Annotated in this window: 22 protein-coding genes, 1 tRNA gene and 1 pseudogene; 7 read left to right on the top strand and 17 right to left on the bottom strand. The window is 64.8% G+C overall.

Annotated features, from left to right (window positions below):
- Positions 1 to 55: 55 nt before the first annotated feature.
- Positions 56 to 1,786 carry a methyl-accepting chemotaxis protein gene (locus RAD15_RS40850; protein WP_458184356.1) on the bottom strand — a complete coding sequence of 577 codons (1,731 nt, stop codon included), beginning with the start codon at positions 1,784 to 1,786 and terminating at the stop codon, positions 56 to 58.
- 115 nt (positions 1,787 to 1,901) lie between these two features.
- Here RAD15_RS40850 and RAD15_RS40845 point away from each other — a divergent pair, with 115 nt between their 5' ends.
- Complete coding sequence (locus RAD15_RS40845) at positions 1,902 to 3,347, top strand: cryptochrome/photolyase family protein (protein WP_458184355.1); 1,446 nt, start codon at positions 1,902 to 1,904, stop codon at positions 3,345 to 3,347.
- 67 nt (positions 3,348 to 3,414) lie between these two features.
- Positions 3,415 to 3,729, top strand: coding sequence for a histone (locus tag RAD15_RS40840; protein ID WP_458184354.1), 315 nt, complete (start codon positions 3,415 to 3,417; stop codon positions 3,727 to 3,729).
- Between the two features lie 77 nt (positions 3,730 to 3,806).
- Here the strand turns inward: RAD15_RS40840 and RAD15_RS40835 are convergent, their stop codons facing one another.
- The 3 genes from RAD15_RS40835 to RAD15_RS40825 form a co-directional block, all read right to left on the bottom strand.
- Entirely contained in the window at positions 3,807 to 4,550 is a 744-nt protein-coding gene (locus tag RAD15_RS40835; RefSeq protein ID WP_458184353.1) for a hypothetical protein, read from the bottom strand.
- 97 nt (positions 4,551 to 4,647) lie between these two features.
- Positions 4,648 to 5,520, bottom strand: a complete 873-nt coding sequence (locus tag RAD15_RS40830) for a DMT family transporter (RefSeq protein ID WP_458184352.1) — start codon at positions 5,518 to 5,520, stop codon at positions 4,648 to 4,650.
- A gap of 89 nt (positions 5,521 to 5,609) precedes the next feature.
- On the bottom strand, positions 5,610 to 6,056 hold the full coding sequence (locus tag RAD15_RS40825) for a hypothetical protein (protein ID WP_458184351.1): 447 nt from the start codon (positions 6,054 to 6,056) through the stop codon (positions 5,610 to 5,612).
- Positions 6,057 to 6,358: 302 nt separating this feature from the next.
- Between RAD15_RS40825 and RAD15_RS40820 the strand changes: the two genes are divergently transcribed.
- Complete coding sequence (locus RAD15_RS40820) at positions 6,359 to 6,622, top strand: hypothetical protein (RefSeq protein ID WP_458184350.1); 264 nt, start codon at positions 6,359 to 6,361, stop codon at positions 6,620 to 6,622.
- A 30-nt stretch (positions 6,623 to 6,652) separates the two neighbouring features.
- On the opposite strand, the gene RAD15_RS40815 is transcribed toward RAD15_RS40820, so the two are convergent.
- Entirely contained in the window at positions 6,653 to 7,114 is a 462-nt protein-coding gene (locus RAD15_RS40815) for a host attachment protein (protein WP_458184349.1), read from the bottom strand.
- A gap of 325 nt (positions 7,115 to 7,439) precedes the next feature.
- Here RAD15_RS40815 and RAD15_RS40810 point away from each other — a divergent pair, with 325 nt between their 5' ends.
- Entirely contained in the window at positions 7,440 to 7,715 is a 276-nt protein-coding gene (locus tag RAD15_RS40810) for a hypothetical protein (RefSeq protein WP_458184348.1), read from the top strand.
- A 40-nt stretch (positions 7,716 to 7,755) separates the two neighbouring features.
- Here RAD15_RS40810 and RAD15_RS40805 read toward each other — a convergent pair whose 3' ends face one another.
- Positions 7,756 to 8,046 (bottom strand): hypothetical protein, encoded by a 291-nt coding sequence (locus tag RAD15_RS40805; protein ID WP_458184347.1) that lies wholly within the window; start codon positions 8,044 to 8,046, stop codon positions 7,756 to 7,758.
- Positions 8,047 to 8,165: 119 nt separating this feature from the next.
- On the opposite strand from RAD15_RS40805, the gene RAD15_RS40800 reads away from it, so the two are divergent.
- Positions 8,166 to 9,131, top strand: a complete 966-nt coding sequence (locus RAD15_RS40800; RefSeq protein ID WP_458184346.1) for a helix-turn-helix domain-containing protein — start codon at positions 8,166 to 8,168, stop codon at positions 9,129 to 9,131.
- Between the two features lie 59 nt (positions 9,132 to 9,190).
- Here RAD15_RS40800 and RAD15_RS40795 read toward each other — a convergent pair.
- The 3 genes from RAD15_RS40795 to RAD15_RS40785 all read right to left on the bottom strand — a co-directional run bounded on the left by RAD15_RS40795 (position 9,191) and on the right by RAD15_RS40785 (position 10,654).
- A tRNA-Arg gene (locus RAD15_RS40795) sits at positions 9,191 to 9,267 on the bottom strand.
- A 153-nt stretch (positions 9,268 to 9,420) separates the two neighbouring features.
- Positions 9,421 to 9,915, bottom strand: coding sequence for a hypothetical protein (locus RAD15_RS40790; protein ID WP_458184345.1), 495 nt, complete (start codon positions 9,913 to 9,915; stop codon positions 9,421 to 9,423).
- Between the two features lie 172 nt (positions 9,916 to 10,087).
- Entirely contained in the window at positions 10,088 to 10,654 is a 567-nt protein-coding gene (locus tag RAD15_RS40785; RefSeq protein WP_458184344.1) for a hypothetical protein, read from the bottom strand.
- Positions 10,655 to 10,834: 180 nt separating this feature from the next.
- Here RAD15_RS40785 and RAD15_RS40780 point away from each other — a divergent pair, with 180 nt between their 5' ends.
- Positions 10,835 to 11,221 (top strand): VOC family protein, encoded by a 387-nt coding sequence (locus RAD15_RS40780; protein WP_458184343.1) that lies wholly within the window; start codon positions 10,835 to 10,837, stop codon positions 11,219 to 11,221.
- A gap of 60 nt (positions 11,222 to 11,281) precedes the next feature.
- Here RAD15_RS40780 and RAD15_RS40775 read toward each other — a convergent pair whose 3' ends face one another.
- The gene (locus tag RAD15_RS40775) at positions 11,282 to 11,779 is read right to left on the bottom strand and encodes a hypothetical protein (RefSeq protein WP_458184342.1); all 498 of its coding nucleotides are present in this window, start codon (positions 11,777 to 11,779) and stop codon (positions 11,282 to 11,284) included.
- A 261-nt stretch (positions 11,780 to 12,040) separates the two neighbouring features.
- Here RAD15_RS40775 and RAD15_RS40770 point away from each other — a divergent pair, with 261 nt between their 5' ends.
- A complete protein-coding gene (locus RAD15_RS40770; protein WP_211406421.1) occupies positions 12,041 to 12,394 on the top strand; it encodes a GrlR family regulatory protein in 354 nt (117 codons plus the stop codon).
- 10 nt (positions 12,395 to 12,404) lie between these two features.
- On the opposite strand, the gene RAD15_RS40765 is transcribed toward RAD15_RS40770, so the two are convergent.
- The 7 genes and pseudogenes from RAD15_RS40765 to RAD15_RS40735 all read right to left on the bottom strand — a co-directional run.
- Complete coding sequence (locus RAD15_RS40765) at positions 12,405 to 15,092, bottom strand: PAS domain S-box protein (RefSeq protein WP_458184341.1); 2,688 nt, start codon at positions 15,090 to 15,092, stop codon at positions 12,405 to 12,407.
- Positions 15,093 to 15,214: 122 nt separating this feature from the next.
- Positions 15,215 to 16,129, bottom strand: coding sequence for a DMT family transporter (locus tag RAD15_RS40760; RefSeq protein WP_458184340.1), 915 nt, complete (start codon positions 16,127 to 16,129; stop codon positions 15,215 to 15,217).
- A 79-nt stretch (positions 16,130 to 16,208) separates the two neighbouring features.
- Positions 16,209 to 17,024, bottom strand: coding sequence for an NUDIX hydrolase (locus tag RAD15_RS40755; RefSeq protein ID WP_458184339.1), 816 nt, complete (start codon positions 17,022 to 17,024; stop codon positions 16,209 to 16,211).
- Positions 17,025 to 17,028: 4 nt separating this feature from the next.
- On the bottom strand, positions 17,029 to 17,982 hold the full coding sequence (locus RAD15_RS40750) for a dihydrodipicolinate synthase family protein (RefSeq protein ID WP_458184338.1): 954 nt from the start codon (positions 17,980 to 17,982) through the stop codon (positions 17,029 to 17,031).
- A gap of 28 nt (positions 17,983 to 18,010) precedes the next feature.
- Positions 18,011 to 18,889, bottom strand: a complete 879-nt coding sequence (locus RAD15_RS40745; RefSeq protein WP_458184337.1) for an SDR family oxidoreductase — start codon at positions 18,887 to 18,889, stop codon at positions 18,011 to 18,013.
- 162 nt (positions 18,890 to 19,051) lie between these two features.
- Positions 19,052 to 19,912: a MaoC/PaaZ C-terminal domain-containing protein gene (locus RAD15_RS40740; protein ID WP_458184336.1), complete on the bottom strand. Its 861-nt coding sequence runs from the start codon at positions 19,910 to 19,912 to the stop codon at positions 19,052 to 19,054.
- A gap of 195 nt (positions 19,913 to 20,107) precedes the next feature.
- Positions 20,108 to 20,238: pseudogene (locus RAD15_RS40735) on the bottom strand (DNA-binding protein); the annotation flags it as partial.

Raw genomic sequence — 20,238 nt, 5'->3', positions numbered from 1 at the left:
GCAATTGCGCACCAGAGTTCGGTCCTACGGACCACCCCGGAATGACCGTGCTGGGTTAAGCCGCGCGCACGCGGTCGAGGAAACCGTCGACCTCGGCCTTCAGATGCAGACTCTCGCCCGACAGCGCCTGGGCGGAGGCAAACATCCGGCTCGAGGTCTCGCCCGTTTCGCTCGCGCCCTCGGCGGCGTGGCGGACATTGACCGCGACGTCAGCCGTGCCCGACACCGCCGCGCGAACGCTCGCCACGATGTTGTGGGTCGCGCTCTTCTGCTGCTCGACGGCCGCCGAGATCGAGCCGGCAATGCCGCTGATGCGTTCGATGGTCTGACTGATCGCCTTGATGGCGACGACCGATTCCTCGGTCGCGAGCTGCATGCTGGCGATCTGGCTCGAGATCTCGTCCGTTGCCTTGGCGGTCTGGCCGGCGAGCGTCTTGACCTCCTGGGCCACCACCGCGAAACCGCGGCCGGCATCGCCGGCGCGGGCCGCCTCGATGGTGGCGTTCAGCGCCAGCAAATTGGTCTGCTCGGCGATCGAGGTGATCAGCTTGACGACATCGCCGATGCGCGAGCCTGCCTCGGAGAGCTGCGCGATGCGCTGGTCGGTGGCCTCGGCCTGCCGGACCGCCTCGGCGGAGATCTCGTTGGATTCCTGCACCCTGCGGGTGATCTCGGAGGTCGCTTCGGACAGCTCGTCGGAGGCGGACGCTGCCGAACGCACGTGCTCGGAGGCATTTTCGGACGCTCCGGCCGACTGCGCCGACAAATCCGCGGTGGAGCGTGCGAGGTCGGTGAGCTGCCGTGCCGAACGCTCGAACTCGCCCGACGATGTCAGCACCTTGTCGAGGATGCCGCCGACGCTGCCGCGGAATTCCTCGACGAAGTTGCGCAGGTCGGATTTGCGCTGCTCGGCGGCGGCAGCGGAAGCCTCGGCCTGCTCGCTGCGCATGCGCGCCCGCTCCAGCGAATTGCTCTTGAACACCGCGACCGTGCGGGCGATCTCGCCGATCTCGTCGGCGCGATCCTCGCATTCGATCGCGACGTCGCTCTGGCCGTCGGCAAGCGCGGTGAGCGAGCGCGTGACCGAGGTGAGCGGCCGGGTGACGCGGCGGACGACCAGCAGGGTGAGGACCAGCACCAGCAGCGCAGCGAGCCCGGCGGCGGCCGCCATGCTCGAGATCGCCTGGGCCAGCATGCTCTCGAACTGGGCCATCGGAATGCCGACATAGAGGATGCCGGCGACCTTGCCGGTGGCGTCAGCGACGGGGAAATAGGCGGTCATGAACGACTTGCCGAACAGGGTGGCCGGACCCTTGTAGGCTTCGCCACGGCGCAAGCCCGCCTGGGCCGGATGATCGGCGGCGAGCTGGGTGCCGACGGCGCGGTCGCCGTTCTCCTTTTTCACATTGGTCGAGCGCCGCACGAACTGCCCGCTCGCCTCGTCGAACACGAACAGGGTCGCGTTGCCGCCGACATAGGACACCGCGCGATCGACGATGGCATGGTCCTTGAAGTCGGGCATTTTCGGGATCTCGGCGCGCACCACCGCGCCATCCCTCACCGTGATCTTGGCGTCGGGCGTGGTCTCGGCAAAGGCGAGCGCCAGCGTGCGCAGATTGACCTCGATGTCGCGGAGCGCACGATCATTGAAGGCCGAGGTCAGCGACCAATAGCCGGCGCCGACCACGAGCGCCGTGTTCACGGCGATCAGCACCACGGCACACAGGACGGCCTTGGTACCCAGCTTGAACTGCGGCAGGAACTTCGCCGTCGAAACATTGGACATGAATGGAACTACCCCCGTAATTCCTGCATATACGTGCAATCGGCTTACGGTCGCATTAACGACGGTTCACACCGCCGCGCGCGGCATGGTTTCCAAATTGTAAACGAGGCCGCCCGTGACCGCGCCGAGCGAACCGCCCATCATCGTCTGGTTTCGCGATGACCTCCGCCTGTCCGACCACCCCGCGCTTCACGCGGCCGCCAAGACCGGCGCGCCGGTCATTTGCCTCTACGTGCTGGACGAAACCGCCGGTCGCCCTTTGGGCGGCGCGGCGCGCTGGTGGCTGGCGCAGTCGCTGCGGGCGCTCGGCGCCGACATCACCACGCGCGGCGGATCGCTGATCCTGCGCAAGGGACCGGCGGCCGGGATCATCGTCGAGATGGCGCGCGAGAGCTACGCCCGCGCCGTCTACCGGAACGCGATCGCGCAAGCGCCGCATCAGGCGGTTGAGAGGCAACTCGAAACGGCCTTGGCAAGGCTCGGCGTGGACTCGCAAACCTTCCCCGGCGACTTGCTCGTCCCGCCTGCGGCGATCCGCAACAAGGAAGGCCGCGGCCTGCGCGTGTTCACACCATTCTGGCGGCGGGTGCTGTCGCTCGGCGATCCGCCAAAGCCATTGCCCGCCCCAAAAGAGCTGCGTCCTGCACCGAAGGTTGTAAGCGACAGACTGGAGAGCTGGCAGCTCGAGCCGGGCAAGCCCGACTGGGCCAGCGGCCTGCGCGAGACGCGGACCCCGGGCGAAGCCTCTGCGCGAGGGCACCTGCGCGACTTCCTCAAGCACACCGCGTGCGATTATGTCGGAGATCGCGACCGCCCGGACCGCGACGGCACCTCGGACCTCTCGCCGCATCTGCGCTTCGGCGAGCTCAGCCCGCGCCAAGTCTGGCACGCCGCACGCTTCGCCGCCGCGGAAACTCCCGCGATAGGGTTAGGCGTCGACAAGTTTCTGAGCGAGCTCGGCTGGCGCGAATTCTGCCGCCACCTCCTCCACGATCACCCCGACCTCGCCACCGAAAACCTGCAACCGAATTTCGACGGCTTCCCCTGGAGACGCGACGCCAAGGCACTCGCCGCCTGGCAGCGCGGGCGCACCGGCTATCCCATCGTCGACGCCGGCCTGCGCGAGCTGTGGCACACCGGCGTGATGCACAACCGGGTGCGGATGGTGGTGGCGTCCTTCCTGGTCAAGCACCTCCTGATCGACTGGCGCGATGGGGAGAGCTGGTTCTGGGACACGCTGGTCGATGCGGATGCCGGCAGCAATCCCGCCAACTGGCAATGGGTCGCCGGCTGTGGCGCCGACGCCGCGCCCTATTTCCGCGTGTTCAATCCGCAGCTCCAGGGCGAGAAGTTCGATCCTGATGGAACCTATGTCCGCCGTTGGGTGCCGGAGCTGCAAGGGCTGCCGGCGAAGCTCATCCACCGGCCGTGGCAGGCGACGCCGATCGAGCTGGCGAGCGTCGGCGTGACACTCGGCAAGACGTATCCGCAGCCGATCGTCGATCATGCCAAGGGACGCGAGCGCGCACTCGCCGCCTACGCAACGATCCGCAAAGGTTGAGCGTTGCTTTGACACAATTTTGAAACCCGCTATCGTCGTCGCTCCATGCAAACTATTGGGGGACGATATGGATGACGATAAACCCGTGACCGAACAGGCGATGGACACGATCACCACCGCCGTGGAAGCGACCAAGGACGCCGCAGTCACCGCGGTCAAGAAGGTCAGGAAAGCCGCCAAGAAGGTCGCGAAGAAAGTAGCGCCGAAGAAGGCTTCCAAGAAGAAAGCCAAGAAAGCGGCCAAGAAGGCTTCCAAGAAAGCGCCGAAGAAGGCTGCAAAGAAGTCGTCGAAGAAAGCGGCCAAGAAGACCGCGAAGAAGGCCACCAAGAAATCTGCGAAAGCCGCCAAGTCGAAGAAGAAGGCCAAGAAGGCCAAGCGCTGATCGCAACGCGCCAAGGCCACTAACGCCAAGACAGGTCTCCGGGTGCGGACGCGCCCGGAGACAGCTCCCGGAACGCCCTACCCTCGCTTTTTGGCTGCACGCCGGCCCGGGTGATGTTCGCCCTGCGGATCGCGGAATTCGCTGCGATGGCCGCGCCGGTCCTCGCTATTGAAGCGCCGCCGCTTCCCGGGCGACCCGAACGCCTTGATCACCTTCCTGCCGTTGACCTTCTTGATGACGTAGCCTCCCTCGGTCATCGAGAACGGCTCCTTGAGCGTTCCCTTGTGGTCGAACTTGGTGCCGCGGGGATGCTTGAACGGCTCGAACCAGGATGGATAGACGAAGTTCGACATCTCGAAATCGCCGACGCGGAAGGAGTCCTCCTCCACGGCGTCGCAGACCTCGTAGGCATATTGCGTATTCGGATTCTTGTCGGCCCAGAGATTGGCCATGGGATCGAGCACCATCTCGAACAGCTCATGCGAGGCCGCTACGCTGATCGGCTCGTTGCCCAGCGCCTTGACGAAGATCTTCGAGATCGGCTGTCCGCGATGCGTCAGCTCGTGGCGCCCAAGCATGTTCTTGTGCGAGGCGTCGTCGAAATAAACCAACTGCCAATCGGTTGGCTTCGGCTTCCGGGTGACATAGAGATCGACCGGATAGCCCCACACGGGCAGGAAATGCTTGTCGTAGCATTTCTGCAGCGCCGCGGTGAGCCTGCTCATGGTGCGGCCGTTGATCGACGCTTCCGCATAGTTGATGCAAGCAATCCGGACTGGCTTCAAAGACCTGCCGAGCAGCGCACGCCTGGCTTTTTTCATGGAAATCACCGTGGTGAAAGGGAAGCTGAAATGCGTTCAGCCTACCACGATCGCGCCCGCACGTCAGGGATGTATTCGGGCCGCGTCACGTGGCGGCCTAGAAGCGCCGATTGACCACGAACACCGCCGCCGCGCACATCGCCATGCCGGCGATCGCCAGCGCATCGAGCTTCTCGTCGAACAGCAGATAGGCCATCAGCGCGGTGACGGCCGGCACCAGGTAGAACAGGCTCGCGACCGAGGTCGCGGCGGCGTGGCGGATCAGCCAATACAGCAGGCCGATCGATCCGATCGAGAGCGCCACGGCAAGCCAGGCCAGCGCAAGCACGAACTCTTGCGTCCAGTGCACCACGCGGTCCTCGAACAGGAAGGCACCGATCGCAAAGAAAATGGTGACGGCCACATATTGCACGAGATTGCCGGCACGCCAGTCGATGTGATTGCAGTAGCGGCGCTGGTAGAGCGTGCCGAGCGTGATGCTGATCAGCGAGACCACCGAAGCGAGCCAGCCGAGCCCGGCTTCGCCGGTCATGGGACGGTTGTGCAGGATCAGCACCACGCCGCCGAGGCCGAGCAGCAGCCCACCCCATTGCAGCGGCGTCACCCGCTCGCCGAGCCAGCGGTTGGCGATGGTCGAGGTCAGGATCGGCTGCAGGCCCGGAATGAGCGCGGAGAGCCCGGCCGGGATCGAATGCGCGATCGCGATCGCGGTGCCGCCGAGATAGAAGCCGTGGACGAGGATGCCGGCGACCGCGCTGTGCGCGATGCCAATACGGTCAGGCCATTTCGGCCGCGCGACGCCAGCGATGATCGCCATCAGACCGACCACGATCGCCATGCGGATGGCGAGATAGGTCAAGGGATCGGCGTTGTTGACGACGTATTTGGTGCCGATGAATCCGGTGCTCCAGAGCAGCACGAACAGGATCGGCGCGGCGCGGGCTGTCAGGGCTTCTTGATTATGGCTCATTGCCGCCCTCATTGCCCGATGGGGGCTTATGCGGCAATGCGAATTTCGGATGAAGGATGCTGCGCTGCGATGCGGGAGCGGTCAGCCGCTCACCATTCTTCCGGACAGGGGTCGATGATCTTCCAGAGGTCGACACCGTTCTTGATCTTCTTCATGTCGGTGGTGAGCCCGCCATTGCGGCGGATCCAGTCCTTCACCGTATCAGGATAGTAGGACATCAGGTCGGACGTCCCTTCCGAGCTGGTGACCTTGATGCCGAAGGTGAAGGCCTTGTCGTAATAGGCCTGGTGGAAGCCGAGGCTGGCACGCGGCGTCACGCAGATCTTGTTCATCGGCACCATGCCGAGGACGAGGGTGCAGGCCGAGTTGCAGATGCCGTCGATGATGACCCGCTCGCCCTTCTCGCGGACGCGCTTGTACTTGGCCTTGTACTCCTCGACATAGCCGCCATGGTCGCGGGTGATGTGCAGCTCGGCCCGCGCCGGCGTGGCGATGGCGACGGAGAGCAACAGCAGGCTCAGAGGCGTGATGCGCATGGCGGCGTGACGGCGAAAGCCTTCAGGAATGGACCGGCCTCGAAGGACCCGCGAGATGATCCCTGGGGCCGGCAACAGGATTCTTAACCGAAGTCTCTTTGGTCATACTTGTGTGGGGAATTCGTTAAGCATCCCGAAAAGGCCAAAAATGGGCAAGCTTCGACCGCATGTCGGGCAATTCTGTCACACCCACCCGGGAATCTGCAGAATCAGCCCCGATTTCAGGCCGCCGGACGGGTGTCTTGCCCGCCCGAAATGGCTATAAACAGCTGACCTATTCGTGCGGGTTCCGGAGAATCGAGATGAGCAAGTTGAAGCTTGTAGCCGCGGTGGCTGCCCTGTCGGCCGCAATCCTCGCCCCTGCCGCCGCGGAGGCACGGGGACATCACCGGTACCACCGTCACTACGCCAATCCGCTGCCCTACCCGATCAGCTATCTGCACAATTACGGCCCCGGCATCACCCCCGGCACCTTCGCCTATTACGACGGCCCGTCGACCAACCACTGCTACCAGAGCGCGGCCGCCTATGTCGGCCAGGACCGCCGCCGGCACCCCTGCTACTGAGGGGCGCTGGCGCGTCCGTTGCGGGTGCCGCTATTTGGCGGCGCCCGACAGCAGCAATTGCTTCTCGATCTCGTAGACCGGCAGCTTGACGAGGTCCTTGCCGACCTCGTTCTGGAGCGCCTTGCGCACGACATCCGTATAGTCGGCGCGGATCATGCCGAGCGCACGCGGCGAGGCCACCATGGTCAGGGCCGAGGTCTCGCCCGAACTGACGGCTGCATCGAGCCGGCCGGCAAGACTCCGCAGGAAGGCGCGCTCGGCTTCATCGTGCCAATCGGTCTGCTCGACCGAGCTGCGCGCGCCGCCGACCGCGCCATGCAATCGGCCCGGTGCATCGGTCCCTTGCGCGCCGGTCGCGGGATTGGGCTGCTCGTGCACCTCCCTGGTATGGAGGTTCGGAAACATCTCGTCGCCGAGATTCTCCAGAATGAGCGCCTTGCGCCCGTCGCACACGACCAGCCAGTCACCCTTGTCGATTCTCATCTTGTCCATTGCACAGCTCCAATCAAACCGTGGCCTCGGCCGATGCAGGCGCCCGGCCGGCCGCCCTTCGATTTCCGCGAAGGACTGCCCACGACGACAAGACTAGGGAGGAAGGCGCGACGGCGAATTGCGCAGGATCAAGGATGGCGGTGAAGTCCTGCCTGCCAAGCGCGGCATGGCCACGCCGGCAAAGCTAAGCTAGTCTGGCAGCGTCAGGTCAGGCCCGCGGCGGACTGGCTGAAGATTTGTTCATCAGCATTACATTTCGGTTCCGCCACAATTTGATCAGAACAACTTCGATATTCTGTATTGCGTAAGCAGAGGAAGACACATCATGAAGCTTAGAATTGGCCTCGTTGCCGCGTCCCTGTTTGGTGCCTTGTTGGCATCGCCGGCGGCGTCTGCCATGCCCATCGCGCCTGCTCCTGCGACGCCGCAGGTCTCCGGCGTCGAGCAAGTCCGTATGGTCTGCGATGCCTGGGGGCGCTGTTTCTGGCGTCCTAACTATTATGGATATTATGGCGCACCAACGCCGTATTACGGCCCCCGATATTATGGGCCGCGCTACTACGGCCCGCGCTATTACGGACCACGCTATCGCCGCTGGTGATTTCGAAAGGGGCCCTCCGGGCCCCTTCGCTTTTGCGAAATCAGTCTTGAGCGGCCGCGATCGGCCTGGAGCCATTCCAAAACTGATCTAGATCAAAGATGAAAATCCGCCGCGTCGTCATGCTGCGACGATGGCCGATTTGATCGTTTTTCGATGCCCCCTGACGGGCATGAACGTGCAGACGCATCTGGAAAAGCAGCAGAGACGGGAGGGACAAAGCTTTGCGTCCTTTGCCTGCCCCGCCTGCACGCGGCTCCATTTCATCGATCTCGCCTCCGGCCGACCCATGAGCCGTGAACGTTGACGGTTGCATTGATCTGACGGACGTCATGCCATGATGTCCGCAATACTACGGCCCGGAATTCGGTTTACTGGAGCGCGATGTTTCGCCATTGATGGCGATGTATTGATGTTCATTTAATTGTCACATTGCAACAACCGGCCCGACGCATGTTGTTCGACACGCTCACCCCATCCTCCGCGCTTCAACTGATCGACTTTGCCGACGTCGATGCGTTTCGTCCGGTCGAGTCGGTGGAGGACGCCCGCAGCATTCCGCTCGACGTCTCGAATTTCGCGGCGGCCCGCGCCGTCGTCTCCCTGCCGGCGTGCCGCATCATCATGATGAGGTCGTTCGCGCGCATCCTCGAGACCGCCTATCGGATGCCGGGCGGGATGATCGTCATACCCATGACCGACGACCTTCGGGTCAATTTCAAGGGACTGGATCTCGACACGCGCTTCTTCGTCGCGCTGCGCGGCAACGACGAGTGCCATTACGTCGAGCCTCAGGCCAATCATCATGCGATGATCATCTTCTCGCCGATCCTGAAAGACCGGGGCTGGTTCGATCACGCCGACGATTTGCGGTCCTATGTCGCGAACCGGCCCGCCCTGCTCCACACACGGCAGCTCCTGCTCGACATTCTGCGAACCGCCTCGGTGCAGCCGCTCCTGTTCGAAACCACTGAGGTCGCCGCCCATCTGCAGGAAGGTCTGCTGCTCGCGCTCGACGATTTGTTTCGGATCGATCCGCGGTCAGAACGGAGTGCCTCGGTCCACGGCGAGCGGTCGATCAAGCTCGTGCAGCGGATCGACGATTACGTCGCAGCCTATCCGACCGCCCCGATCTATACGGCCGATCTCGCCGCTCAGTTCGGCGTCTCGATCCGGACGCTCGGCGGGGCCGTCAGCAAGGTGCGTGGCATGAGCCTGCACCAGTACATTCGCCTGAAGAGGCTGTGGGCAACTCGCTCCCGGCTCCTCAAGGGCGGCGGCGCCACCGTCGCCACATGCGCACGCGCCCAGGGTTTCCATCATCTCGGCGAGTTTGCCGCGGTCTACCGCGCGACATTCCACGAGACGCCCTCGGACACGCTGGCCCGCGGCCGGCAAATCATTCTGCCCACACGCTGACACCGCAAGCCGTGGCGATGATGACCCAAGGCAATTCCTGTCGGGAACAGATCCAGAACTGGCGCGCTCGGAAGGATTCGAACCTCCGACCCTCGGAATCGAAATCCGATGCTCTATCCAGCTGAGCTACGAGCGCCCTGGCCCGGGGATTGGGCCGCAACCGAGAAGCACCCGACCGTGGCTGGCAAGCCAGCACGCCGGACGGCACTCGGACGGGTTCGAATTAGCAGAGAGGCTGGCCAATAAAAAGCCCTTCCCGCCTCGATCGAGGCGGGTCACAGCCGGCTTGTCACCAGGTCGTGTTGAAGAGGCCGAAATGCGGCTGCTGTGCCACCATCATCGGCCGGCCGTACTGCGGCCCACCATATTGTGGCGCACCATACTGCGGCGACGGATGCGCCCTTGCGACCTTGCGCTTGGGCTGAACCGGAGCCCGGGCGGCAGCATCGGCCTTCGGAGCCGGCGTAAACTGGGCGAAGGTCTCGCGCACCCGCGCCTTCGCCGACATTTCGGCCAAGGTCGGCGACACGCCATCCTGTACCGGCGGCTGGGGAGCCGCGACCGCGGCGGTCTTCACCGCTGGCGCCGCGATCGTCGGCTGGGTGGTGTCGAGCACAACACGCTCAGGCAGATGGCGATCGGACCGGATCCGGATCAACGGCTGGTCATTGCTTGCGGTCGCGACGGCTGGCGTCACGGGCGAGGCCGGCACGACGAAGTTCACCGCAAGCAGCAGGGTGAGCAACGCTCCGCCGACAAACATGAAATACCGAAAGATGGGCATTGGCCGCACTCCGCCCCCCGCAATCCCCGCGTGGGCTCTCCGCCTTAACAGGCGATACTTTGATTGGTTCCTGGCCCGGCCCTTCGGTTCAAATGGCGACGCCAAGTTTTTTGGCCAAGGTCCGAACAAGGCCGGAAACGGTAACTTTTCCGCTACCGGAAGACGCCGCCCCTCATGCCCGCCGTGCCGCAACCAGCGAACACTTTGCCTGATCGGCATTGACGTTGACGTAGCCGACCGGAATGCGCGCGAAGGTCTTGCGGCTCTTCATGCTGACGGTGTCGGGCAGCATCCGGTTGCGAACAGTGAGAGGCGTGCCGTCACGACGCACGAAAGCGCAGATGATCTCGACATCCCTTACGGCATAGTCATTGTCGTTTCGCAGCGTGAACGTCACCAGCGCCTTCGAGCCGAGGCCGCCGCGACGCCAGGTCTGTGACGAAATCCTGAGACGATCGAGCTCTGCCGCAGCGGCAACCGGAGCTTCGGCCGTCGGCGACACCACCGCATCGCCCGGAGCCAGCGGTTCGACAGCGGCCATGCCCGCTTTGACCGGCTCGGTGCTGTTGCCCTTGGAGAGCGGCAGCAGCATCCAGATGCTGCAACCGACGATGACGGCCGCCAGCAGCCACAGCAAGCCTCGGCCAACCGAGACGCTCGCAACCGTCACGGCTCTCGCCAGTCGCTCGCCGGTCCCGGCTAAGCGCCCCAACCCGATCCGGTCAAGCTTGGCGTTCATGATGCACCACCGAGGCGGCCGAACTGCGTTTGCACGACGAGCAGGCCACTGCTTACCTTAATCCGGGAGAGGAACTAAGGTTCCCGCGCTTTAGGCGAGTCGGCAAGGACGGTGGCGATGACCGGTCGGTGCCGCTAACATGCGCCGCAACATCGCAAGACCCCGTTGGGAGACTATGAAATGCCAATCGCCGTCACTTGGGATCACGTCCATCTGCGCAGCCCCGATCCGGAGGCCACTGCGGCCTGGCTGCGGGACATTCTCGGTGGCGAGATCGTTCGCGCGCCGGGACGGATCGACGTGAACCTTGGCGGTGCCAGGATATTCATCGCCCCGCTCGAGGGCGACAACGCCGTCAATCCGCCGCCCCCGCACCCGCATCAGGGCCTCGACCATTTTGGGCTCACGGTGAAGGACATCGACGCCGTCGCCGCCGAGATCAAGGCCAAGGGCGTGACGTTCACGCGCGAGCCGACCACGATCCGGCCCGGCGTGCGCATCTGCTTCATCCGCGGCCCCGAAGGCATCTCCATCGAGCTGCTCGAGCGCGACAAGAAATACACCTGACGCGGCGCGCCGCATCGGGCATCAGTCAAGCCAGGCCAGGCGGATTGCCGCCTGGTCGGGCTAAGTCATGCTGCCGGGCATGAAGCAGCGGATGGTGACGCCCATATAGCCGTAGATCGGCCACACCATGGTGCGCCCCACCCTGTTCGGTTCCGAGATCACCGCCTCCTCGGGCACGTCGACCCAGACGAGTTCCTGCTGCTTGCCCTCGAGCGCGTAGCCATAGCGCGGGACGCGCACACGATAGTGCCCGTCCTTGCTGTCCCAATCGGAGTCCGAGAGCGCCGAGCCGTCGGCATCGGAGCAGCAAGGCCCCTTGCCGCTGCGCAGGCCGTCGAACCAGGCTTTCAAATCGGCATTGGTGTTGACGAACTGGCCGCGGTCGCGCGCGTACCCGAACGGGGCTGCGAGCCCGACCAAGGCCAGGGCGCACGCCAGCCCCGTCACGCTTCGCCAGCGTGTCGCGCTGCCATTCCGCCATCGTTCGTTTTTGCAATTCGTGGGACGCGCACTGTACAGACGCGGCTCATCGCCGCCGGAATCGATCCAGTTGCTCACGTTTGTCCTGCTCCAGCACTCCGCGGCCAGTGCAACAATGGTTATGCATTTCGCGGGCCAACTCTGATTCGCAACGATCGGCCTCGCCTCATCATCAGGCCGTCATGGCGGCGTCACACACAAGCCGGGACAACTACGGCTCGCGGTGACAGGCTCTTTCGCCCAGCCGGCAAACTGCCGCGTTGCGCGAGCGGATGCGCTTTGGCATAAAAGGTGAACCGGTTACGCCATTGGGCAATGGCGGCCGGCCCGTGGGACGTTATGAAGAACGGCCTCTATTCGATTCACGTGACGCTGCTCGATGGTCGGGTCGGCAAGGGCAGCGGTGTGATTCTTTTTCGCGACGGCAAGATTCTTGGCGGCGATGCCTACCTCTATTACACCGGCAGCTACGTAGTGAAGGACGACCGCACCTTCAAAGGCGAAGTGCTGGTGCAACGGCACACCTCGCCGCGGGGCGATGACAATCCGCTGTTCGGCGGCCCTGCCCCGGTCGGCATCGGCGTCAGCGGCACCTACACGGACACCCGCGCGGAGATGACGGGCACGGCACTCGTCGGCAAGGCCAGCCTGATTTTCGGCGCGACGCTGCACAAGCTCGCAGAGGCAGATTAGAGCGTTTCAGCTATTCCGCGGCCTGCTCGAGCGGCGCGGTGCGCGGCAGGATGATCTGGATGCGCGTGCCGCTGCCCGGTTCGGAATCGAGATCGAGCCGGCCGCCGAGCCGGTTGGTGACGATGCTGTAGACGATGTGCAATCCGAGGCCGGTGCCGCCCTGGTCGCGCCGTGTCGTGAAGAACGGATCGAAGGCACGGCGACGCACGTCGAGCGACATGCCGCAGCCGTTGTCGGAGAAGATGATCTCGACATTGTCCTTGCCGGACTCGCGCACCTGGATGTCGATGGTCCCCGGCCTTCCGTCCGGGAAGGCATGCGCCACCGAATTGAGAAACAGGTTGGTCAGCACCTGGCCGTACGGGCCGGGATAACTGTTCATGGTCAGATCGGGCTGGCACTCGACATTGAGCGTCAGATTGTGCTTGCGCAGGCCCGGCCGCAGACTCATCACCACCTGCTCGGTGAGGTCGCCGAGATCGAAGTTGCGCTGGTCCGAATAATTGCGGTCGGCGGCGACCTGCTTGAACGACTGGATCAGCTCGGCGGCGCGGTTGAGATTGGAGACGAGCTGCGAGGATGCGTCGCGGCTGGTGTTGAGGAAGTCGTTGAGCGTGGAGCGGCGCAGTTCGCCGCGCTCGACCTCGGAGGTGAACATCGCGGTCTTGCGCTCCAGCGCGGAGGCGACGGTGAGGCTGATGCCGACGGGGTTGTTGACCTCGTGCGCGACGCCGGCGACCAGCCGTCCGAGCGCGGCGAGCTTTTCCGCCTCGATCAGCGAGGCCTGGGTCTCGCGCAGATTGCGCAGCGCGGTCTCGGCGGATTCCTTGGCCTTGCGCATCTCCTGCTCGCCGCGCTTGCGCTCGCCGATGTCGAGCGCAACGGTGACGATCCGCTCGATCTCACCCTCGGCATCGAGCAGCGGCAGCTTGTTGACCAGCCATTGCCGCATGTTGCCGGAGGCGTCCTTGTACTCCTCCTCGTAGAAGCCGAGTCCCTTGCGGAGCCTGAGCACGCGCTTGTCGTTCTCGTCGGTCTTGGCCGCGCCATAGCGCGACATCAGGTCGGCCGTGGTGCGGCCGAGCGCATCGCCGGGCTCGATGCCGAAGATGCCGGCCATGTAGCGGTTCATCAGCACGTAGCGCAGATCGCGGTCCTTGACGTTGATGACCGCGGGCACGGTGTCGATGACCTGCTGGAGCAGACGGCGGCCTTCGGCGATGGCGTCTTCCGCCCGCTTCTGGTCGGTGATGTCGCGCAGCGTACCCTCGTAGCGGACGATGTTGCCCGCCTCGTCCCGCACGCCCGTGGCGCTGTCGGAGAGCCACAGGATGTCGCCGCTGCGCTGGCGCACCTGGTACTCGAACTCGCGCACCATGCCGTCGCGGGCCATCAGTCGCTGATATTCGCCGCGCGCCTCGGGATGGACGTAGATGGTGTGGGCGATGTCGTTGATGCTGTCGATCAGGTGCTGCGGGCTGTCGTAACCCATCATGCGCGCCAGCGCCGGATTGGCGTTGAGGAGGTCACCGGCCGGCGTGGTGACATAGATGCCGTCGACCGAGCCCTCGAACAGCTTTCGGTAGCTCTCTTCGGCGAGGCGCTGCTCGGTGAGCGCGCGCACCGCGGCCTCGCGGGCCGTGTCGGCCTCCTCCAACGCCCGGCGGAACACTTCGGCTGCGCGCGCGATGTCGCCGATCTCGTTGTCGAGGTCGGCAGACGGGATCGAGGTGTCCTTCTCGCCCGCCGCGAGCGCGCGAATCGATCGCGCGATCTGGGCGAGCGGGCGCACCGTCCTGCGCACCACGAATCCGGCCGCGACGATGCCGATCAACACGCCGATGGTGCCGAGCACGATGCTCTGCCAGCGCGCCTCCGTCAGCGTGCGGGCGAAGTCGCGCGACAGCACGTGGCCGCGCCTTGCACTGACCTCGCGCAGCAGTTCGGTGACGCGGCCGATCAGCCGTCCCTCGGTTCCCAGAACCTCGCGGTCGATGTCGGCGATCTGCCGCTCCCGGACGGCAACGGCCATGATCGCCTCGGCGTAATCGTTGACGGCCGACCTCAGCCTGGGATCGGTGATGTTCATCGTCCGCATCCCCTGCGCGGCCTGCTCGGCCGCGGACGGGTTGCGCGCGAGCAGCCCGAGCGCGATCCGGCTCTGCGCCTCGGACAGGCGGGAGGCGAGCTCACGGTCCGCCGTGCCGGAGACGGCGGCATCGAACTGGTCGCGCAGCGGCGGCAGGCCGGCGAGCAGCTGCGCGCGGCGGTCGATCAGGGTCGAAATCCGCTCCAGGCCACTGCGATAGGTCGCAAGGCGCTCGGTGACCCCGTCGATCATGTCCTGCTGCTCGGGCGCGAGCTCGATGCGGGTTTTCTTCAGGATATCGCTGAGCGTCGAGGCCGCCTCGCCCACCTGCTTGAACTGGACGCCGGCGCCGGGATCGGTGACGAAATCGCGCGCGGCGAGCCGCAGCTCGTTCATGCGGCGGTCGATGTCCTCCGCGAGGTCGCCGACGCTCTGGAGCCGCTGCAGTTCGGCGAAGGTCGTGTCGATATGCCGGATCGCGATCACGCTCGCGGTCGAGGTGACGATGATCACCGCCAGCACCAGCAGGAAGCTGCCGAACGTCAGCTGTCCGATGGAGAGCGAAAAGGTTCGCTTTTTCTCGGGGGGCGGCGTCAATTCGGCGGACATGAGGGCGTATTGGGGACCGGGCTATTGGAGACCCAATATACGACGTATTGCGGCCCCGGGGGAACATGCCTCGGACCGCCGAATATCCTTAATATTGCGGTCCCGGAGCCCCCTTCCCCGATCTATGACGGTTTGACACTCGCTAGCCGCCGGGCCGGGATCGTCATGGCGGCGACGCCGAGGACGACGCAGGCAAGCCCGATCCAGGCGGTCCGGCTCAGGGTTTCGCCGAGGAAGGCAACGCTGATGGCGACCCCGATCGGCACCCGGAGATAGGCCTGTGCGGTGGTGCCGACCGAGCCCAGGGTCTGGATCAGGCGGAAGTAGATCGCGAAGGCCGCGGCCGTCGAGAAGGTCGCCAGTGCCAGCAGTGCCAGCACCGAGCTCAGCGAGGGCGACAGCGTCCAGGGCTGCTCGAACACGAGCGAGGCCGGGATCAGGACCGCCGCCCCTGCCAGCAGCGAGCCGGCCGCGGGTGCCATGGGATCGAGGCCCCTGAAGCCGCGGCCGAAGATCGCAGCGCAGGCGTAGCAGATGGTGGCGGCGACGATCGCCGCCTCCGCAATGATCCCGCGTCCGATATCGTGGAATGCGTCGAGCCCGACGATCAGCAGGATGCCGGCCATGCCGGCGACCACGCCGAACAGTTTTCGCGGGCTCGTCGCCTCGTGGCGGGTGACGCTAGCTGTGAGCAGGAAGGTGAAGATCGGCCCAGCCGAGTTGAGGATGGTGGCGAGGGCTGCATCGACATGGCGCTCGCCCCAGGCGATGAGCGTCCAGGGGATGACGCTGTTGAGCACGGCCTGGAACGCGAAGCGCTGCCAGGTCGCTCCGTTCGTGGGCATCCTGATGCCGCGCGCCCACATGACGACGAGTAGCAGCAGGCCGGCGACGGCCGTGCGCGCCGCGATCAGCGTGATCGGCGGGATGGTGGCAACGCCCAGCTTGATGAAGGTGTAGGAGCCGCCCCAGAGCGTTGCGAGCGCGACCAGCAGCGCCAGCTCGACGGCGATATTGGTGTCCTGCCTGATATCCATGATGCGCCCCGTCCATTCCGCGATGGACGGAAGCTAGCGCGTCCGTGGTCACCAATACTTCGCTACGTGTCGAAGTATCCTAGCCGAGGGCGCCGACCTCGAACACCTCACCGTCATAGCCGGCTTCGCGGGGGATGCGGAGCTGGCGACCGGTTTCGGTCTTGGTCATGACCGGCATCACCGTGACGATCGACATGCCCTTGGCATGGTCAAGCGCGTCTTTCACGCTGCCCTGCTTGGCGAGGCGAATCAGATTGCGTGTGGTCGGGAACGGCAGCTTGAAGCGGCCGCTCTCGCCGCCCTCGACGGCCTCGCGCGGCGAGACCCAGATCGAATCGGTCGACTCCCTTCCGTCATGCGCACCGAGTTGATCGGGCGGCGCTGCCGCGAGGAAGAACCAGGTGTCGAAGCGCTTCGGCATGCCCTCCGGCGTGATCCAGTGCGCGTAGGGCACGAGCGTGTCGAGCGCGAGCTGGAGGCCGTTGTCGGCCAAAATGCTCAGGAAGCTGATCTTGTGCTCGTTGAGCGCGACGCGATGCGCATCGGCAATCTCGCCGGCACGCTTGGCATCAACAGGCGCGCCCGAGGCTTTCGACCGCGCCAGCAGAATCCCGCTTTCCTCAAAGGTCTCGCGAATCGCGGCGATCCGAAAGCCGCAGTCCGATTCGCTGAGACCCTCGCCGCCTGAATAGAGATCGGACTGCTTGACGATCTCCTGATCGCCGGCATCCACGCTGCCGCCGGGAAACACCAGAGCGCCCGAGTTGAACTCGATCTGATGATGGCGAACCATCATGAAGACCTCGACCTCGCCGCGGCCCTTGCCGTCGGCCTTGGCGCCGTCACGGAGCAGGAGGATCGTCGACGCCGGGCGTGATGCTGATGTCTCGGCCATGCAACTAACCTGCGGCGCTGGATTGCGGGCCGAGATTGGCGCGCTTGTCGACGCGGGCGACGCGCGACAGCAGGTACTCGACCTCCGCCTTCGCCGCCGCCGTGATGGTCGCACCGGGCTTGCGCTGGGCGCTGGAGGCGATGATGCCGCGCTTCTGGAGCACGTGCTTGCGCACCGCCAGGCCTGCACCGGGCTGCTGCTCGTAGCGGATCAGCGGCAGATGCGCGTCGAACAGGTCATGCGCAGCATCGCGCTTTCCGGCCTTGGAGAGATTCACGACGTCGATCAGAAGCTCGGGGAAAGCGTAGCCGGTCATCGCACCGTCGGCGCCGCGCTCCATCTCGAAATCCAGGAACATGCCGCCATTGCCGCAGAGGATCGAGAGCGGGCGGAGCGAGCCGTCCTTCTGGAAATTGCGCAGCGTCGAGATCTTTTCCAGGCCCGGCCAGTCCTCGTGCTTGAGCATCACGCAGTTCGGATTGTCCATGACGATCTTGCGGATCACCGCGGGGGTGAAGATCACCGACAAGGTCAGCGGATAATCCTGGAGCACCCAGGGCACATCCGGCCCGATCGCTTCCGCAGCCTGCTTGTAATAGCCGACGATCTGGTCGTCGGTGCGAAGCGAGGGCGGCGGCGCGATCATGACGCCGGCGGCGCCCGCATCCATCGAGGCCTTCGCCAGCGAGCGCATGGTGGCAAAACCCGGCGCGGAGACGCCGACGACCACCTGCATCTTCTTGGCGCGCTTGACGAAGCGCACCGCCACCTGCTCGGCCTCGGCGGCGTCCAGCTTCGGCGCCTCGCCGAGAATACCCAGCACCGTGACGCCGTCGCAGCCGACCTCCTCGTAGAAATCGGTCAGGCGGTCGATCGAGCGCTCGTCGATCCGGCCGTCATCGTGGAACGGCGTCGGCGCGATTGCGAAGGTGCCCTTGGCGTCGGCGGTGAGTTTCATCGTCTTCCTTGTTTCTCTCTGTCGATGGCTAAAACCGTCTCGCGCCCATCTTGATCTGCTCCTCGGAGAAGAAGATCTCCTTGGCATGATCGACGATGTCCTGGGCGTTCCAGCCCGAGTGCGGCGGTTTCCAGCCTTCCATTTCCATCATCCGCATCTCGCGCACGCCGCGGGGCCCAGACACGCCCAGCACCTTGCCGGTCTGGTCGCCCGACAAGTCGCTGACCATGTATAGCACGGCCGGCGCGATGCCGTCCGGCCCCAGCGCCGCCCCCGGGTTCTCCTTATAGCGGGGCAGGTCCGCCGTCATGCGGGTCAGGGCGCCGGGGGCGAGCGTCCATATCCGGATGTTGTATTTCCGGCCCTCGATCGCCAGCACGTTGGACAGGCCCCAGATGCCGCCCTTGGCCGCGCCGTAATTGGTCTGGCCGAAATTGCCGATCAGGCCCGAGGTCGAGGAGGTGTTGACGATGACACCGCCGCCGTTTTCCCGCATCCAGCGAAACACCGGCATGGTGCAACAAAAGGTACCCTTCAGATGCACCTTGATGACCTTGTCCCAATCGGATTCGCTGGCCTTGGAAAAAGTCTGGTCGCGCAAAATGCCGGCATTGTTGACGAGGATGTCGGCGCGGCCGAAATGCTTGATGGCGTCGTCGAACACCGACTGGCCGCCCTCCATCGTGGAGATATCGGCGCCGTTGGCGACCGCCTTGCCACCCTCGGCCTTGATCGCATCCACCACGATCTGAGCCATCGACTTGTCGGCGCCGGAGCCGTCACGGGGGCCGCCGAGATCGTTGACGACGACCGAGGCCCCTTCCCGCGCGAACAGTTTTGCGTAGGCCTCACCGAGCCCCCCACCCGCGCCGGTGATCAGCGCAACCTTGCCGTCGAGTAATCCCATGGTGGCGTCTCCCTGTTTTTGTTTTCTGGTGTCCCGGACGCGATGCAGCGTGAAACGCTGCGTCGCAGAGCCGGGACCCAGCTCTTTGTGACGGCCTCTGGGCCCCGGCTCTGCAGCGCACCGCAAAGGAGCGCTGCGCTGCGTCCGGGGCACGAGACCGGCCTAACCCAGCACCGTCTTGCCGTTCTTGATCACGGTGACGCCGCGCGACTTCACCTTGGCTTCGAACGAGATCACATTGCCGTCCTTCCAGAGGTCCATGGTCACGGTCTCGCCCGGGTAGACCGGCGAAGAGAACCGCGCGACGTGCTGGCGGAAGGCGGAGGCGTCGTAGTCGGCAAAGGTCTGGAGCACGCCGCGGCAGGTGATGCCGTATGTGCACATGCCGTGCAGGATCGGGCGCGGGAAGCCGGCCTTCTTCGCAAACTCCGGATCGGAGTGCAGCGGATTGCGGTCGCCGCAGAGACGGTAGACCAGCGCCTGGTCGGGACGCGTGACGATGTCGATGGTCTTGTCGGGGGCACGCGAGGGGATCTTGTGCGGATCGGGCTGGGTCAGGTTCGGCCCGCCGAAACCGCCGTCGCCGCGGGCGAAGCGCGAGGCGACAAGGGTCGCCAGCTTCTCGCCCTTCTCGTTTTTCAGCACGGTCTGGTGAGCGATGACGACGCCCTTGTCCTTGCCCTTGTCGTAGACCTCGACGACGGAGGAATCGGCGGTGATGTTCGCAGCCACAGGCAGCGGCTGATGGAAGGTGATGTCGCGCTCGCCGTCTACCACCATGACGCGGTTGAGGTTCATTTCGCCGGGCCCCGAGCCCCAGGCAGCGACGGACGCAAATGTCGGCACCACCTTCAGCGGTCGCGGCGTGAACGTGCCCTCGTTGACGAAAGCGAGTTCGTTCTCGTCCATGGGATCGGCGCCGAGACCGATGCCATAGGCGTAGAGCATCACCTCGCGATCGCCATAGGCGTATTTCTGACCGAGGTTCTTGAGACCTTTGAGTTCTTCGTATCTGGCGGACATTTTTTCGCGTTTCCTCCCGAATGTCTTCGGCACCGCCAGTTGAAGAGCCCTCTCCCCTTGTGGGAGAGGGCAGCGAGGACGGTGCGGCAAACTCATTTGGGTGAGGGGTCGCCTCAGCAAAAGTCTCTCCGCGAAGAGGACCCCTCATCCGGCGCTTCGCGCCACCTTCTCCCACAAGGGGAGAAGGGAAGAACCTCAAGCCGGCGTGAAGAACGGCAGCGGGGCGCCGTCGGTCGGCTTGAACACCACCTTCACCTTCTGGCCGATCTTCAGCTTCTCGAGATCGCAGTCGACGAAATTGGTTTGCACCGATGGCCCCTCCTTCA

Source organism: Bradyrhizobium sp. 14AA (assembly GCF_054185205.1).
Note: the sequence above shows the minus strand (reverse complement) of the source record. Positions and strands in the feature narration are given on the sequence as shown.